10 protein-coding genes and 1 tRNA gene are annotated in these 16,375 nt (G+C 35.6%); 8 read left to right on the top strand and 3 right to left on the bottom strand.

Annotation, left to right across the window (positions count from 1 at the left end):
- Positions 1-427: 427 nt before the first annotated feature.
- Positions 428-2,287, top strand: coding sequence for a cation:proton antiporter (locus tag EXIGUO8A_RS07100; protein ID WP_159302559.1), 1,860 nt, complete (start codon positions 428-430; stop codon positions 2,285-2,287).
- A 170-nt stretch (positions 2,288-2,457) separates the two neighbouring features.
- Here the strand turns inward: EXIGUO8A_RS07100 and lepA are convergent, their stop codons facing one another.
- Entirely contained in the window at positions 2,458-4,254 is a 1,797-nt protein-coding gene (gene lepA, locus EXIGUO8A_RS07095; RefSeq protein ID WP_116771551.1) for a translation elongation factor 4, read from the bottom strand.
- A 204-nt stretch (positions 4,255-4,458) separates the two neighbouring features.
- Here lepA and EXIGUO8A_RS07090 point away from each other — a divergent pair, with 204 nt between their 5' ends.
- From EXIGUO8A_RS07090 to dusB, 3 genes are all read left to right on the top strand, one after another.
- Entirely contained in the window at positions 4,459-6,861 is a 2,403-nt protein-coding gene (locus EXIGUO8A_RS07090; RefSeq protein WP_159302558.1) for an outer membrane beta-barrel family protein, read from the top strand.
- A gap of 111 nt (positions 6,862-6,972) precedes the next feature.
- Entirely contained in the window at positions 6,973-9,372 is a 2,400-nt protein-coding gene (locus EXIGUO8A_RS07085; RefSeq protein ID WP_159302557.1) for a TonB-dependent receptor, read from the top strand.
- A 216-nt stretch (positions 9,373-9,588) separates the two neighbouring features.
- Entirely contained in the window at positions 9,589-10,587 is a 999-nt protein-coding gene (gene dusB / locus EXIGUO8A_RS07080; protein WP_159302556.1) for a tRNA dihydrouridine synthase DusB, read from the top strand.
- Here the strand turns inward: dusB and EXIGUO8A_RS07075 are convergent.
- Together EXIGUO8A_RS07075 and rbfA are read right to left on the bottom strand one after the other, a co-directional pair.
- Entirely contained in the window at positions 10,584-11,789 is a 1,206-nt protein-coding gene (locus tag EXIGUO8A_RS07075; protein WP_159302555.1) for an ABC transporter permease, read from the bottom strand. The genes dusB and EXIGUO8A_RS07075 overlap by 4 nt on opposite strands.
- Positions 11,790-11,793: 4 nt before the next feature.
- The gene (gene rbfA / locus EXIGUO8A_RS07070; protein ID WP_036150772.1) at positions 11,794-12,186 is read right to left on the bottom strand and encodes a 30S ribosome-binding factor RbfA; all 393 of its coding nucleotides are present in this window, start codon (positions 12,184-12,186) and stop codon (positions 11,794-11,796) included.
- Between the two features lie 65 nt (positions 12,187-12,251).
- Between rbfA and mce the strand changes: the two genes are divergently transcribed.
- From mce to EXIGUO8A_RS07050, 4 genes are all read left to right on the top strand, one after another.
- A complete protein-coding gene (gene mce / locus EXIGUO8A_RS07065) occupies positions 12,252-12,656 on the top strand; it encodes a methylmalonyl-CoA epimerase (RefSeq protein ID WP_159302554.1) in 405 nt (134 codons plus the stop codon).
- A gap of 228 nt (positions 12,657-12,884) precedes the next feature.
- A tRNA-Ile gene (locus EXIGUO8A_RS07060) sits at positions 12,885-12,958 on the top strand.
- Between the two features lie 54 nt (positions 12,959-13,012).
- A complete protein-coding gene (locus EXIGUO8A_RS07055) occupies positions 13,013-13,309 on the top strand; it encodes a GIY-YIG nuclease family protein (protein ID WP_159302553.1) in 297 nt (98 codons plus the stop codon).
- Positions 13,310-13,637: 328 nt separating this feature from the next.
- Complete coding sequence (locus EXIGUO8A_RS07050) at positions 13,638-16,253, top strand: M14 family metallopeptidase (protein ID WP_159302552.1); 2,616 nt, start codon at positions 13,638-13,640, stop codon at positions 16,251-16,253.
- The last annotated feature ends 122 nt before the right edge of the window (positions 16,254-16,375 follow it).

Here is a 16,375-nt window from a genome sequence, read left to right as displayed (position 1 = left end):
GAGTTAATTTTTTGTGTAGTAACGAAGTTATAAAAGTCTTGTCTATTTTGGTGTTTTTTCTGATTCTTTTGTAGGATTAAACTTGGTGTAATAAATACATTTATAATTGATTTTGAAAGAATTAAAGATGAATTTTAAGAGTTTAAATTGCTAATCTTACAAGCACATTCATCAGCTACGCCTACATAAATAATCTTAAGATTTTTATAATATGTTGTAGTATTATCTTAGTATAAGTTAACCAATTTTTATATTAAAATTTAAAAGCTCTAAATATTAGAGAACCTTATGATCGCCTAGATTACATTTAACCTTATACAGTTATTTTATGAAGTGATAAAATCTCTAAAATTAAAATAGGGGTTATGGTAAGTTATTTATATCGTTTACTGGTCTAGAATTGTTATTTTTAACCAAAACAAATTAAATGCTAGAGCTTGCAGGGATTATAATTTTGGGAATACTTGCTCAATGGGTGGCATGGCGCTTAAAACTGCCTGCAATTTTACCTTTGATACTTATCGGTTTAATCGTTGGACCTTTGTCTACTTTGTATACAGAAGATGGATCTAAAATAATAGAACCTATTTGGAATGGGGATAAAGGTCTTTTTCCAGGAGAAGGACTCTATTATTTTGTGTCTTTGGCAATAAGTATTATTCTATTTGAAGGCGGACTCACCCTAAAACGTTCTGAAATAAGAAATATAGGTCCCGTAATTACAAAACTTATTACACTTGGTAGTTTAACCACTTTTTTTGGGGCTGCACTTGCTGCATATTTTCTTTTTGGGCTTTCATGGCAGCTATGCTTTCTTTTTTCAGCATTGATTATTGTTACCGGTCCTACGGTAATTACTCCTATTTTAAGGAATATACCACTTAAGAAAGATATTTCAGCTATTTTAAAATGGGAAGGCATACTCATTGATCCCATTGGTGCTTTAGCTGCGGTATTGGTGTATGAGTTTATTAGTGTTGGTGAAGGTCAAGCTTATACGGTTACCGCTTTAATCGAGTTTGGTAAAATTCTTTTATTTGGCTTTACATTCGGTTTTACGTTTGCGCATGCCCTTACCTTTTTAATTAAAAAGACCTTTATTCCTCATTATTTATTGAATGTAGTATCACTTTCTGTTGTATTGGGAGTTTTTGTAATGTCCGATGTATTTGCGCATGAATCGGGCTTATTGGCCGTAGTGGTTATGGGTATGGTTATGGGCAACACGAATTTGCCGAATATAAAAGAACTACTTTATTTTAAAGAATCGTTGAGTATTCTTTTAATATCCATACTTTTCATTTTATTGGCTGCTAACATAAATATTGCCGACTTAGAGTTGATATTTACCTGGAAAACCATAGCGTTATTCTTGGCCATTGTATTGGTGATTAGGCCTCTTGGTGTATTTTTAAGTTCAATAGGCTCTAACTTAAAATTCAACGAGAAGCTTTTTATAAGTTGGGTAGGTCCTAGAGGTATTGTTGCCGCAGGTATTGCCTCTTTATTTGGTTCTAAACTGCTATCTAAAGGAGAAGTGGGTGCAGAGTATATTACGCCTTTGGTGTTTATGATCGTTTTGGGTACGGTGTTGTTAAATGCAACTACAGCTAGAGTGTTTGCCAAATTAATAGGTGTTTTTCTAAACAAATCCGAAGGTATTTTAATATTGGGTGCTTCTAAAGTTTCCCGTTTAATTGGCGATTATTTACATAAAAATGATAGGCATGTAGTGTTGATCGACAATAACCAGTCTAATATTGACAAAGCGAACAAACTAGGCCTAGAGGCTATTTCGGCAAACATTTATTCAGATAATTTAATCGATAATATTGAATTGAACGATATTGGATATTTAATGGCGTTGACCGCGAATTCTGATATTAATAAATATGCTATTGATAAGTTTCAAGATGCCTTTGGAGAAAATGGTTCATTTAGACTTGTTGATGCAGATGAAATGTCAGACCCAGAGAATAATCCGAAAGAAGGATTGTTTTCACATACAGATGATTTTATCAAACTGACCGAAGCGGCAAGGAAGTTTCCGGCTATACATGAAATAGAATTGCATGACACAGAACATTATGAAGGTTTGATAGAAATTACCAAGGCAGATGCCGATATCGTTCCCTTGTTCCTCATTGATCCAGAAGGAGATATTCATATCATTACTGCCTTTAGTAAAGACTTTACAGACATTCAAAAAGGATATAAACTGGCATACTTAGGTAAAATGTTCCCAACCGAAGATCCGGATAAAGAGGAAGCCAAAAACAAAGAGTAACTTCAGATTTTCTTTACGATTTTTAATTATTTTGAACTACGAGGACAAACTATATCTTATTATATAGAAGCATCTTAAAGCCATTATCCTATTTAAAAATGTTTATTTAAAAAGCACAGGCAAGTTCCCCAACCAATTGAATTTAAAAAATAAGAAAGAAGTAAGATAATTTAGTCGTTCAACTTCAGTACCGCCATAAATGCTTCTTGTGGAATTTCTACATTACCCACTTGTCGCATACGTTTTTTACCTTTTTTCTGCTTTTCTAACAGCTTTCTTTTACGAGAGATATCTCCACCATAACATTTAGCGGTAACATCTTTACGTAAGGCTTTAATTGTTTCTCTAGATATGATCTTTGAACCAATAGCCGCTTGAATAGGAATATCAAACTGTTGTCTTGGTATAAGCTCCTTTAACTTCTCACACATTTTCTTACCAATAGTGGTAGCACTATCAAAATGTATTAAGGCAGAAAGCGCATCGACAGTTTGTGCGTTCAATAAAATATCTACACGAACTAATTTTGACTCTCTCATACCTATTGGGGTGTAATCAAAAGACGCATATCCTTTAGAAACCGTTTTAAGTCGATCGTAGAAATCGAATACAATTTCTGCAAGTGGCATATCAAAATTAAGTTCAACACGCTCTGTGGTCAAATAGGTTTGGTTAGTAATTTGTCCCCTTTTTTCTATACAGAGCGACATTACGTTACCAACAAAATCCGATTTAGTAATAATGGTAGCTTTAATATATGGCTCTTCTACTCGATCAATTGTAGATGGATCTGGTAGATCACTAGGGTTGTTAACAATTAACGGCACCTCCGGATCTTTTCTAGTGAATGCATAGTAGCTAACGTTTGGTACCGTTGTAATTACGGTCATATCAAACTCACGCTCTAAGCGTTCTTGAATAATTTCCATATGCAACATTCCCAAGAATCCACAACGGAAACCGAATCCAAGTGCAGCACTACTTTCAGCGGCGAATACCAAAGAAGCATCGTTTAGTTGCAACTTTTCCATAGAAGACCTTAACTCTTCAAAATCTTCGGTATCTACAGGATATATACCGGCGAATACCATTGGTTTTACATCTTCAAAACCTGCAATTGCATTTTTTGTTGGGTTTGCAGAATCTGTAATGGTATCACCAACCTTTACTTCACGGGCATCTTTAATACCTGTGATCAAGTATCCCACATCACCTGTATTTATTTCTTTTTTAGGATGCTGAGTCAATTTTAAGGTACCAACCTCATCTGCAAAGTAACTTTTATCGGTAGCAACAAATTTTATTTTTTGTCCTTTTTTAATAGAACCGTTTACAACTCTAAAATAGGTTTCAACGCCTCTGAACGGATTGTAGACAGAATCGAAAACCAAAGCTTGCAATGCTTCATCTGGGTTTCCTTTGGGAGCAGGAATACGTTCAATAATTGCACTTAAAATTTCCTCAATACCAATACCTGTTTTTGCAGATGCCGGTATAACTTCTTCCGCCTTACAACCTAATAGATCAACGATATCATCTGTAACCTCTTCTGGGTTGGCACTAGGTAAATCAACCTTGTTTAAAACCGGGATAATCTCTAAATCATTTTCTAACGCCAAGTATAAGTTAGAAATGGTTTGTGCCTGTATGCTCTGTGCAGCATCAACAACAAGTAGAGCACCTTCGCAGGCAGCAATTGATCTAGAAACCTCGTATGAGAAATCAACGTGACCAGGGGTGTCAATTAAATTCAGAACATATTCTTCTCCTTCATAGATATAATCCATCTGTATCGCGTGACTTTTAATAGTAATGCCACGTTCTCTTTCAAGATCCATACTATCTAGTAACTGTTCTTTTTTCTCACGATCGGTAACCGATCCTGTAAATTCTAACAGTCTATCTGCCAAGGTACTTTTACCGTGGTCAATATGTGCAATAATGCAGAAGTTTCTAATGTTTTTCATAGCGGAAACAGTAATAATGACGCTCTTTATTTACCAAAAATATACTCGGCATTAAAGAGCAATTGCAAATATAATCTAATTTATAGCGCTAAGCTTTAGAGTGGTTATCTATTTATTTATTGTAATTATAACTTTGGATTACATATATTGTAAAGAATTACGACAATAGCATACTAAGATTTGACAAATAGCCCCAAAATTCTGTTGAAACCTTTATTTATAATTTTTTGTTTCACCTTAGGTGTTACACAATTTGCACATGGACAATCTTTTGAGCTTAAAGGTGAAGTAAAAGACCAATACCAAGAACCTATTGCTTTTGCCTCTGTTTTTCTACTCACCGTTACAGATTCAACTTTGGTAAAAGGTACTTCTGCAGATGAAAACGGTGTTTTTGTATTTACAGGTATTGCAGAAGGTCTTTATTTTTTGAAAGCGTCTTATGTTGGTCAAGTGTCTAAGAATTTACCCTTAGAAATTATAAGTGACACGAAAATAGGTGCTTTGATTATTGCACAGGAAGCTGAACAATTAAACGAAGTTACCGTTACCAGCAATAAACCTGTTGTAAAAAGGGAGGTTGACCGTATTGTTTTCAATGTTGAAAATACAGTTGTTTCTCAGAACAATTCATGGGACATTCTTAGGCAAACACCAGGAGTGATTATGATGAATGATGAATTGAAAGTGAGAAACCAAGCAACTACCGTTTATATTAATGACCGTAAAGTTCAATTGTCTTCCGATGAGGTTAAAAATCTTTTGGAAAATTACCAAGGAGAAAATATAAAATCTGTTGAGGTAATTCACAATCCTCCAGCAAGTTATGATGCTGAAGGTGGATCGGTATTGAATATTGTTACCAGTAAAAATGTTTCTATTGGTTATAAAGGAAAAGTAAATGCTGGGTATACACAAGGGGTCTTTCCGAAGTACAATTTTGGAACCTCTCATTTTTATAAAACCAAAAAGTTAAACGTTCACGCCAGTTATAATTTTACTCCTAAGAAGGAATTTAAGAATACCTTGAACAATACTAATTTCATGGATGATACCGGTATTGTTTCCGTTTGGGATACTGATTTTGATCAAGTAATACGAAACAATACACATAGTGCTGGTTTGGCTATAGACTATAATTTTGATGATAAAAATGCATTAAGTTTTACAAGTAATGCCCTATTTCAACCAAAAAGGGATGCCGATTTTTTCCAGGAAACAACAATTACAAATGCATCGGGTCTTTTAGATTCTTTATTTACAACACAGAGTTTTCTGAGTGAAAAAAAGCGTAATATTTCCGGTGACCTTACATTCAAGCATCAATTTAAAGACCAAGGAAATTTATTGATAAACGCACATTATACGAATTTCGATTTGGATAGAAATCAAGATGTGAATTCTGACTATTTCGAGCCTGGGGGATCATTTATTCGTGATTTTAATTTTTCTACCCTGGCAGATCAGCAAATAGAAATTAAAACAGCTCAAATTGATTATAACGACTACATTGGTAGTGTTTTCTTTGAAACAGGTGCCAAAGGCTCTTTTATAGACTCTGAAAGTAAGTTAGATTATTTTCTACAGAATAATGGCACGGAATTTATACCGAATTTATCTGATGATTACACGTATGACGAAAGCGTTTATGCAGGTTACTTCAGTGTATCTAAAGATTGGGAAAAATGGAGCATAAAGACGGGTTTGCGCGCAGAACAAACAGAAAGTTCTGGCGTGTCCTTAAATGTATCTAGCATTAACGATCTTAACTATTTTGAACTATTTCCATCTTTGTATATTCTACATACTATTAATGAGAACCATAGTTTATCGTTTGATTATGCTAGAAAAGTTCAACGACCTAGATATGAAGATTTAAATCCGTTTAGAACGTACATTAATGAACGTACTTTTGAAGAGGGTAACCCAAACCTAACACCAAGTTTTAGTCATAAATTTAATTTGAACTATACCTTAAATCAAGAATATTATTTTGATTTCTATTACCGAGATAATGGCATGTATATCTCAACACTTACTTTTCAAGACAATGATAATTTTGTTTTAAGGGATATTACGCAAAATGTACTGGAAAGCACTTCATATGGGTTCGATTTTACCTATGGTAAATCTATTACCAACAGTTGGTATTTGTATAGCTATATTTCGCTATTTCATGAAGATGAAACCTTTATAGCCCTACAGAGCGATAATTATTCTTATAAGAATGATTATAACGGGGCATATATAGACCTTACTAATTACGTTACGCTGTCCAACGATGGTAGTTTTAAAGGAGAATTAGGGTTTGTATATTTATTGGGTTGGTTACAAGGTTCTTTCATTCAAGAGGAATCTACCAATCTATCAGTGGGTCTAAGAAAATCTTTTTTAGATAATAGAGCAGTTTTGAGTGTAAGCGCTAATGATTTACTGGGTAACTACAATTCGTATATGTCTTCTAAGTATTTAAATCAAGACAACAGATTTTTATCCCAACCGGAAACCCAATATGTTAAGTTTGGTTTCACCTATAACTTCGGTAATTTCCGCTTAGAAGATAACCAGCGTAACATAGATAAAATAGAGCGCGAACGGTTAGAGTAGTTATAACTACTTATTTAGCAGGTTCTTATAGTTGTAGTAGATATTTTTTATACTTTCTGTAAGATATTTCAATATTACTTTCCTACATTTAATTAGAATTCTGCATATTAAATGACCCGGAATATATATTTATCGTCTATATTTTTTCTTACGTTTTATCTAGCGATTGCTCAAGATTTTTCTATTAATGGTTTGGTTATAGACGAGAACAATGCACCTGTTGTTCTTGCCAATGTAATTTTGATGGGTGAAGACGGTGAATTTATAAAAGGAACCGTTACCAATGATCAGGGAGGATATGAAATTAAGTCTGTTTCTTCTGGCAGTTACCGTATAGTTGCTAGTTATATTGCGAATACGGTTGAAAGCGACTTGTTTACAATAACCGATACTATTGAAATAGCACCTTTGGTTCTTACAAGTTCTCAAGAGTTAGACGAGGTGGTGGTAACGCAGCACAAACCTAAACTAGAGCAACTGGCAGATCGCCATATCTTCAATATTGAAAATACTTCAATTTCCGATAGTGATATATGGGACGTACTAAAACGCACGCCAGGTGTTATGGTCATGAACAATCGTTTGTATGTAAATGGCAGCTCTAAAGTCAATATTATGATCAATGGTAAGTTGGTAAATTTGCCAGAAGAAGATGTAATTAATTTACTTAGCGGTAGTTCGGCAAGTAATGTGCAATCTATAGAGGTAATAACGAGTCCGCCTGCTAAATATAGCGCAGAGGGTGGTTTGCTTATAGATATTAAAATGAAAAAAAATCTAGTAGCCGGGTATAATGGTGCAGTGTTCAACAAATACACACAAGGGGTATTACCAAAACATACGGTTGGAACGGATCATTTTTTTAAAGGTAAAATGATAGATTTTACTACAAATTATAGTTTTAGCCATAATAGAAATTGGACTCGGTATACTGACGTTACTACATTTTTTGAAAACGGACAGGAGAATGAGTTATGGACAGCAGAACAAAAATCTATAACCAAAGAAAAGAGTCACAATCTAAACTTATTTTTAGATATACAATTGAATGATAAGAATATCATAAGCCTATCTTCTACTTCAAGCTTTTCGCCTGATCGTATCACTGAATATACCTCTACTACTGACATAGAAAACAATAATGAAGTACTAACGGCACGTTTAAAAGGTCTAAATATATTAAATGACGATACCTTCAATTCATCTAATTATTTAGATTGGGTTCATAAGTTGAACGACGATGGAGCAGAAATTTCTACAAATGCCCACTTTACCTACTATGATTCTAAAGACAATCAAGAATTAAATAATGACATTGTAGAAGGTTTTACCGAAAATACATCTGAAAATACGTTGAACTTAAAATCTGACCAAATTATAAACCTTTTTAGTGCTCAAACAGATTTAACCCTTCCATTATCTGAACAATCTACATTTGAGACAGGTCTTAGATTTGCGAACATAAACTCAGAGGCAAGTATATTACAGACTGGTTTTGATGATAACGTAGATAGTATTAACCCAACAGGGTCTGGAATTTTTAATTATGATGAGCAAATTTATGCTGGGTATATCAGTTTCAGCAACAATTGGGATAAATGGAAATTAAATGCCGGTCTTCGAGGAGAATATACAGATACTAAGGGAGATTTAGATGTATTATCCTTATCGAACAGTAATTCTTATTTTGATTTGTTTCCAAACCTGTCAATGTCTTATACGAAAGACAAAAATGCTTTTATGCTAAAATATTACCGGCGAATAACCCGGGCAAGATATAGCAGTATCAACCCGTTCCAATATTATTTATCGGCAAATTCTATTTTCGAAGGAAACCCTAATTTAAAACCAGCTTATCGATCGTACGTAGAAGTTGATTATGTATTTGACAAAGACTATAAGTTTGCACTATTTACCAGTATAAAATCTGACGAACAGGTACAACAATTTATTCAAGATAATACGACCAATACACTTAAGGCACAATATGTAAATTTAGAAACCAATTATAATTTTGGTGCAGATGTAAGTGTTTCTAAATACCTTACTTCATATTGGTATTTTTATTTTTTAGCAAGTCATTATTATAATCAGAATAGTTTTGTTGATTTAGAATCAGATGCTGTCATAGAGAATTCTATTTGGACAACATATATAAGAGCGAATAACTATTTTACATTGTTAAAAGATGAATCGTTGTATGCAGACATGGCGTTCACCTATATTTCTCCATACGTGAAAGGTAATGCTAGTTTTAGATCATATAGTAAATTAGGTATAAATTTTAGAAAGACTTTTTGGAATAAAGATGCTAGTGTTTCAGTAGGAGTAGAAGATATTTTTAATACCGGTAACACCTATTCTACAAGAAATTACCTTGACCAAAATAATTCCACAAGTACAAGACCCGAAAATCGATTATTTGTTTTGGGCTTTAGATATAAATTCGGAAATACTAAAATTCGCGATAATTCTAAAAGCAAGCATACAGATGAAAACAAACGGCTATAGTTCTGTTAAGATATCATAGACCCACAAACGCCTAAACTAATTAATAGGTAGACCCCTGCTAAAATCATAAAAACCTTACCGGCTTTTTTCTTTTGATACTAAAACAAGTATTTCAACCTACCTTAATAGCCTTTAATACTATATTATTTATCCAATAGTCATGGTAATGACCTTCCCGTATTTTTATATAACTTTGCAACCCAAAATTAGAATGCAGTGCCCAAGATAGGAGACATACAACTACCTGATTTTCCGTTGCTTTTAGCACCTATGGAAGATGTGAGCGACCCGCCGTTTCGTGCCCTTTGTAAAGAGCAAGGAGCAGATGTGGTATATACAGAATTTATTTCTTCGGAAGGATTGATTCGTGATGCGGCAAAAAGTGTCATGAAGTTGGATATTTATGAGAAGGAACGCCCTGTAGGTATTCAGATATTTGGTGCCAATTTAGACAGTATGCTGCAGTCTGTAGAGATTGTTGAAAAGTCTAAACCAGATATTATTGACATCAATTTTGGTTGCCCGGTAAAGAAAGTAGTGTCAAGAGGAGCAGGAGCCGGTATTTTAAAGGATATTGACCTTATGGTCTCTTTGACCAAGGCTATGGTAGAGCATAGTAACCTGCCCATTACGGTAAAAACTAGACTGGGTTGGGATGATAGCTCTATTAAAATTGTTGAGGTTGCAGAACGATTACAAGACGTAGGTTGCGCGGCAATTGCCATTCATGGTAGAACACGGGCACAAATGTATAAGGGAAGCGCAGATTGGAACCCTATAAGAGATGTAAAGAACAATCCTAGAATGCACATTCCCGTATTTGGTAATGGTGATGTAGATTCACCGGAAGCAGCAGTAAAAATGCGTGATGAATACGGTTTGGATGGCGCCATGATAGGTCGTGCAAGTATTGGTTATCCTTGGATATTTAGGGAAATAAAACACTATTTTGAAACAGGAACACACTTAGCGCCACCTACTATGGCAGAACGTGTTGAAGCTGCCCGACGTCATTTACAGATGTCCATCGATTGGAAAGGTGAAACTTTGGGAGTCTTTGAAACTAGAAGACATTACACCAACTATTTTAAGGGTATTCCTAATTTTAAGGAATATAGAATGAAAATGGTCACTAGTGATGATTCGACTTCTGTATTTGCAGCCTTTAATGAGGTTTTAGAGAAATTTGGAGACCATCAGTTTACCAACACTTAAAGATCCACCAACTTTTTATTAATACGGCTACTTGCAATTTTAGAAGCAATTACGCCCAATACTAAAATGGTTGCCAGTACAATACCAATGTTGATGAATTCAAACTTAACCGGATAAGCCAGCGACGGAGTAATTTTCAACCAACTAAAAGCAAGTTGAGACCAAACGATAAGCACGCCAAGCAATACACCTATTAGTCCGCCAAAACCGGTAACTAGAATTCCCTGTACAAAGTAAATTCGTCGTAGTTCTTTAATTGTAGTTCCAAGGCTATATAGTGTTTTTGAGTTCTGTTGCTTGTCCAAAATCATCATAATTATAGCACCAACAACATTAAAAAGAGCAATAATCAGTACCAAGGTAAAGATGAGGTAGGTAGCCACATTTTCGGTATTCAGCATTTTATAGAGGGTACTGTTTAACTGCTGCCTATTTTTTAATTGAACATCCGAACCTAAAATAGATTGAATTTCTGAGCGAACCGCACTAGGTTCAACGCCATCGTCCATTTTAAAATTGATACCCGAAATGGAAAGCGAATCTTTTTCCAATAAAGCCTGAGTCAATCGTAGATCGGCAAAAACATATTTATTATCCAAATCGGCCTCAACGGCATATACACCACCAATCACCATGGGTAATTGATTATAGAGCGATGAGATACTTTGCTGTGAAATAGAGCCTTTACCAGGTTTAAAAGCATAAATCTGCATGGGACTACGAAATTGATTTATGGTAACCCCTAAGATATTGGCAATACCCAAACCGGATACCACTTGAGATTCATTAATGGTCCAATTACCAATATAGAGCGTACTGTCAACACCCGTCACTTTGGTGTAATTACTATCGACCCCTTTTATGTATGCAATATGATTTTTCCCTCGATGTTCTAGAGATACCTTTTCCTCGATTTCCTTGGAGTAAAATGCGAGTCCGTCAACCGATTGCAAACGTTCTTCCTGTTCTGGAGATAATGTAAAAGTTTTTCCCGCTACGGGCATTGCCTTTAACTGTGGGTCAAAAGACTCGGTAAACGAAAGGCTAAAAGTTTTTAATCCGGCGAAAGCCGATAACACAATAAATAGTGCCGCAGAGCCAATAACTATAACTAAAAAGGTAATGAAATTAATAATATTGACCGCGTTCTGGGTACTTTTAGAACGCACATACCTTTTAGCGATATAGAGTGGAAAATTCAACCGATCAGCTCTTTTTGCGTTTAGGTAACAAATCTCTGTTCTCTATTGGGTTTTCTTCGCGCTTCAATGACTTTTCTATATTCTCTATATAATCTAAAGAATCATCTAAATAGAACAACAACTCCGGTACTCTGCGTAATTGATTACGTGTGCGTTGAGAAAGCTCGTGTTTTATTAGCGGTTGGTTAGATTTTATACCTTCCATCAACTCTCCCGATTTCTCATTAGGGAAAATGCTCAAGTATATTTTTGCGATAGATAAATCTGTAGTGACCGAAACCTTAGAAACGGAAATAAGTGTATTACGTAGACCACCATCAATAGCAGCCTTTTGTAGAATATCTACAATGTCTTTTTGAATAACTCCCGCGATCTTACGTTGTCTTTGCGTTTCCATACTGCAAAAATACATATTAAAATGTATCTTAACCCTTATATGATGTACTCTGAAGCAAATAAGGCATGAAAAAGATCGAACATTTAGGTATTGCGGTAAAGAACATGGTAGATTCCAATGCACTTTTTGAGAAATTATTGGGTGTAGCACCCTATAAACAAGAGGAAGTGGCATCGGAAGGTGTACTAACCTCTTTCTTTAAAAACGGACCAAACAAAATAGAATTGTTAGCGGCCACAGAACCAGACGGACCTATCGCCAAATTCTTAGAAAAAAAAGGGGAAGGCATACACCATGTAGCTTTTGAGGTAGAAGATATCGTAGGGGAAATGGAACGTTTAAAAAAAGAAGGTTTCACGTTATTAAATGAAAAACCTAAAAAAGGAGCAGATAACAAACTCGTAGCATTTGTTCACCCTAAGACTGCGAATGGGGTGTTGGTAGAGTTATGTCAAGAAATTGGTAAGTAGCGGTAGAATTGTTTGTGTCAGTTAAAAATAAGTAGTAATATTGCATCCGCAATTTGCGGGTTTTATAATACAACTGGTTTGAGCACCAGTCTTACTGATTTCAAATTAGAATGCGTATTATAAAATTTTAACCGGTTTTTAATTAGCTGGTTAGAGCACCTGACTCTCCCGATAGCTATCGGGACAGGTGGTGAAAAGATTAAGAATTGAAATATTGAATTTATAACCGGTCCTATAGCTCAGCTGGTTAGAGCACCTGACTCATAATCAGGTGGTCCCTGGTTCGAGTCCAGGTGGGACCACACATAAAACTCCATTAAATCATTTGATTTAATGGAGTTTTTTTATTTTTAGGTATGTCACACACGTACATTCTCCACAGTGCTATACTCAATAAATTCTATATCGGTGCATGTCATGAAGATTTAGAACAACGTATTGAAAACCATAATGCTGGTACATATGGGGCTAAGAGCTTCACTTCGATTACAAATGATTGGGTTTTGTTCTTAAAGTTTGACTGCGATAATTATGCGCATGCTATACGTTTGGAACGAAAAATTAAATCAATGAAGAGTAGTGTTTATATTCAAAATTTAACTAAGTATGCCGAATTACAAGACAAGATATTTAATGAAACAAAGAGCACCTGACTCTCCCGATAGCTATCGGGACAGGTGGTCAACTTAAGGTAGGTGAGACCACATTCAAAACTCCATTAGATCATTTGATTTAATGGAGTTTTTTTATATATGTCATGTCAGCCAAGTGCATTCTGCGGAGTTCAACCATTATTAGATCAAGATACATCTTCACAAATAGTAGTAGATTTGATCTTTGATAAACCATTTCCTTAATAACACCACCTTTAGATTATCAACTAAGAAATTAACATTTCTTTTAACATAATCTTTGTTAGATACATTTACCTAGCTCTATACTATTTCTTAATTTCCTAGTTCAAACAAACTAATTCAAAAAATGACTACAAAAAATTCTTGGTGCAAGGCGGCATTACTGTCCCTTGTACTTACCATTTTGTGCATATCCGTTTCGGTGGCACAAACCGTTCCTTCTCCCGAAGATGTTTTTGGCTTTAAAGTGGGTGCCGACTATAAGTTGGCAGACTATAGCCAAATTGAAGACTACCTTGGTCAACTAGACGCAGCTTCTAACCGTGTTAAAAAGGTTGAAATTGGTACAAGTGTACTAGGTAGAAAAATGTACATCCTTTTTATCTCTAGTGAAGAGAATCTTAAAGATTTAGACAAGTGGAAAGACATTAGTACAAAACTTGCACGTGTTCAGGTATCTGATGACGAAGCCAAAAAATTATCTGAAGAAGGTAAAGCAATTGTTTGGGTTGATGGTGGTATGCACTCTACGGAGTTGGCTCACGGTCAAATGACTTCGGAGTTTGCCTATACTTTAGCTACTTCTGAAACTTCTGAAATAAAGAAAATAAGAGAAAACGTAATCACAATTTTAATGCCGGTTATGAATCCTGATGGATTGGATATTGTTGTAGACTGGTACAAGAAGAACTTGGGTACTCCTTATGAGACATCTCGCCCGCCTATTTTATATCACTACTACATGGGGCACGATAATAACCGTGATTGGTTCATGAATACCATGCCAGAGACGTATAATGTAACCAAAATTTTGTACAACGAGTGGTATCCGCAGATTGTGTATAACCACCACCAATCTTCTCCATCTTGGACAAAAATATCTTTGCCACCATATGCGGACCCTGTGAACCCTAGAATACACCCAGCAATTACTGCCGGAGTAAGTGAAGTAGGTTCTGCAATGACCAAAAGATTTTCATTGGAAAATATGCCAGGTGCCATTGCCGATAATTTCTATACCATGTTCTGGAACGGTGGTGGGCGTACCGTGCCTTATTACCACAATATGATCGGTATTTTAACGGAAACCGGACACACCTCGCCAACTCCAAGATATTACGATCCAGAGAAATTACCGAAAACTGTAGCTGGTGGCACACCTACCGATGGTACTGATATTATGTACCCAGATCCATGGAAGGGTGGCGAATCTCACTTTCGCGATGCAGTAGATTATATGTTGACCGCTACTTGGGCAACTTTAGATTTGGCTGCCGATCGTAAGAGCAACTACCTATATAACATTTACAAAATGGGAGCTTCGGCAATTGAAAAGTCAAAAAAAGAAGGTCCGTTCGCATACGTAATAAGTAAAGAACAATGGGATGCTTTTGAGTCCGTAAACTTAGTAAATGTGCTTCTTAAGGGCGGAATTGAAATTGAGAAGGCAACCAAAAACTTTGAGATCAACGGCAAGAAGTATGAAAAAGGAGCGTATATCATTTATACGGCTCAAGCCTTTAGACCGTATTTAATGGATCTAATGGAAAAGCAAAACTACCCAACACGTTTTCAATATCCAGGCGGTCCTCCAGACACTCCGTATGATTTAGCTGGGTGGACATTACCAATGCAAATGGGTATTGCGGTAGATAAAATTGCAGAACCGTTCAAGGTAACTACAGAAAAAGTGATAGACGCTGCACCGTATTATGAAGGAGACGTAAAAGGGAATGCTTCTTTTGGGTATTTGTTGAATGCCAATAGTAATGCATCGGTCGCTGCAACCAATAAAATATTGAAAGCGGGCGGTACGGCGTACAAGACCAAGGCATCGTTTAAATCTGGTAAAACCACCTATCCGGCGGGTTCATATATTGTATCTGGCGGTAATGCATCTATAGAAGATTTAGCTGCTGAATATGGTTTAGAGGTTACTGGGTTATCCGCAGAACCAAAAGTAGAAATGACAAAGGTTCACGCTCCAAAAGTAGGCTTGTACAAATCTTGGGTTTCTAATATGGATGAAGGTTGGACACGTTTTATAATGGATGAATATGCATTTGAGACAGATACGCTTCATGATACCGACATACAAACAAAAGACCTGTCTCAGTATGATGTATTGATCATACCGTCGCAACGCGCAAAATCAATTTTACATGGTAATTCAACTTTAAAAATGCCAGAGAAGTTTACAGGGGGTATTGGTCTAGAGGGATCATTGGCCTTAAGTAACTATGTAAAAAATGGCGGAACGTTAATTGCATTTGATGCTGCCAGTAACTATGTGATTGAGCAATTTGGTTTGCCTTTAAAAGATGCTACAGAAGGCACCAATAGCAAAGAATTCTTTATACCGGGTTCATTGATAAAAGCGGGCATAGATACCACACATCCGTTGGCATTTGGTATGCAAGATACGGTGGCGGTATCATTTAATAAGAGTCGTGCTTTTGTAATAGACAAACAAAGTAAAAAAGGCGAAGGCGGTACGGAAGATATCAAAGATGCCCCGGTACCAGAGATTGAGGTTATAGCCACTTATGCAGAGAAAGACCTTTTAATGAGTGGATGGGCAATGGGAGAGAAAAAGTACATTGCTAAAAAACCGGCCATGGTCAAAGCGAAATACGGTGAAGGTTCAGTTGTATTGTTTGCATTTAGACCTCAATTTAGAGCACAACCAAGAGGAACATATAAACTTATCTTCAACACTATTTTTGAAGGAGCCGCAGAATAGTATTAAGTATATGAATTAACATAGGATAAAGTGATATAATCTTTCAATAACAGAAAGGTTAAGTACCAAAAATGCCCATCGAATTTCGGTGGGCATTTTTTATTTAATTTTTTTTTTCGAAT

Source organism: Maribacter litoralis (assembly GCF_902506355.1).
Lineage (GTDB): Bacteria > Bacteroidota > Bacteroidia > Flavobacteriales > Flavobacteriaceae > Maribacter > Maribacter litoralis.
This window is presented reverse-complemented; position numbering and strand designations above follow the sequence as displayed.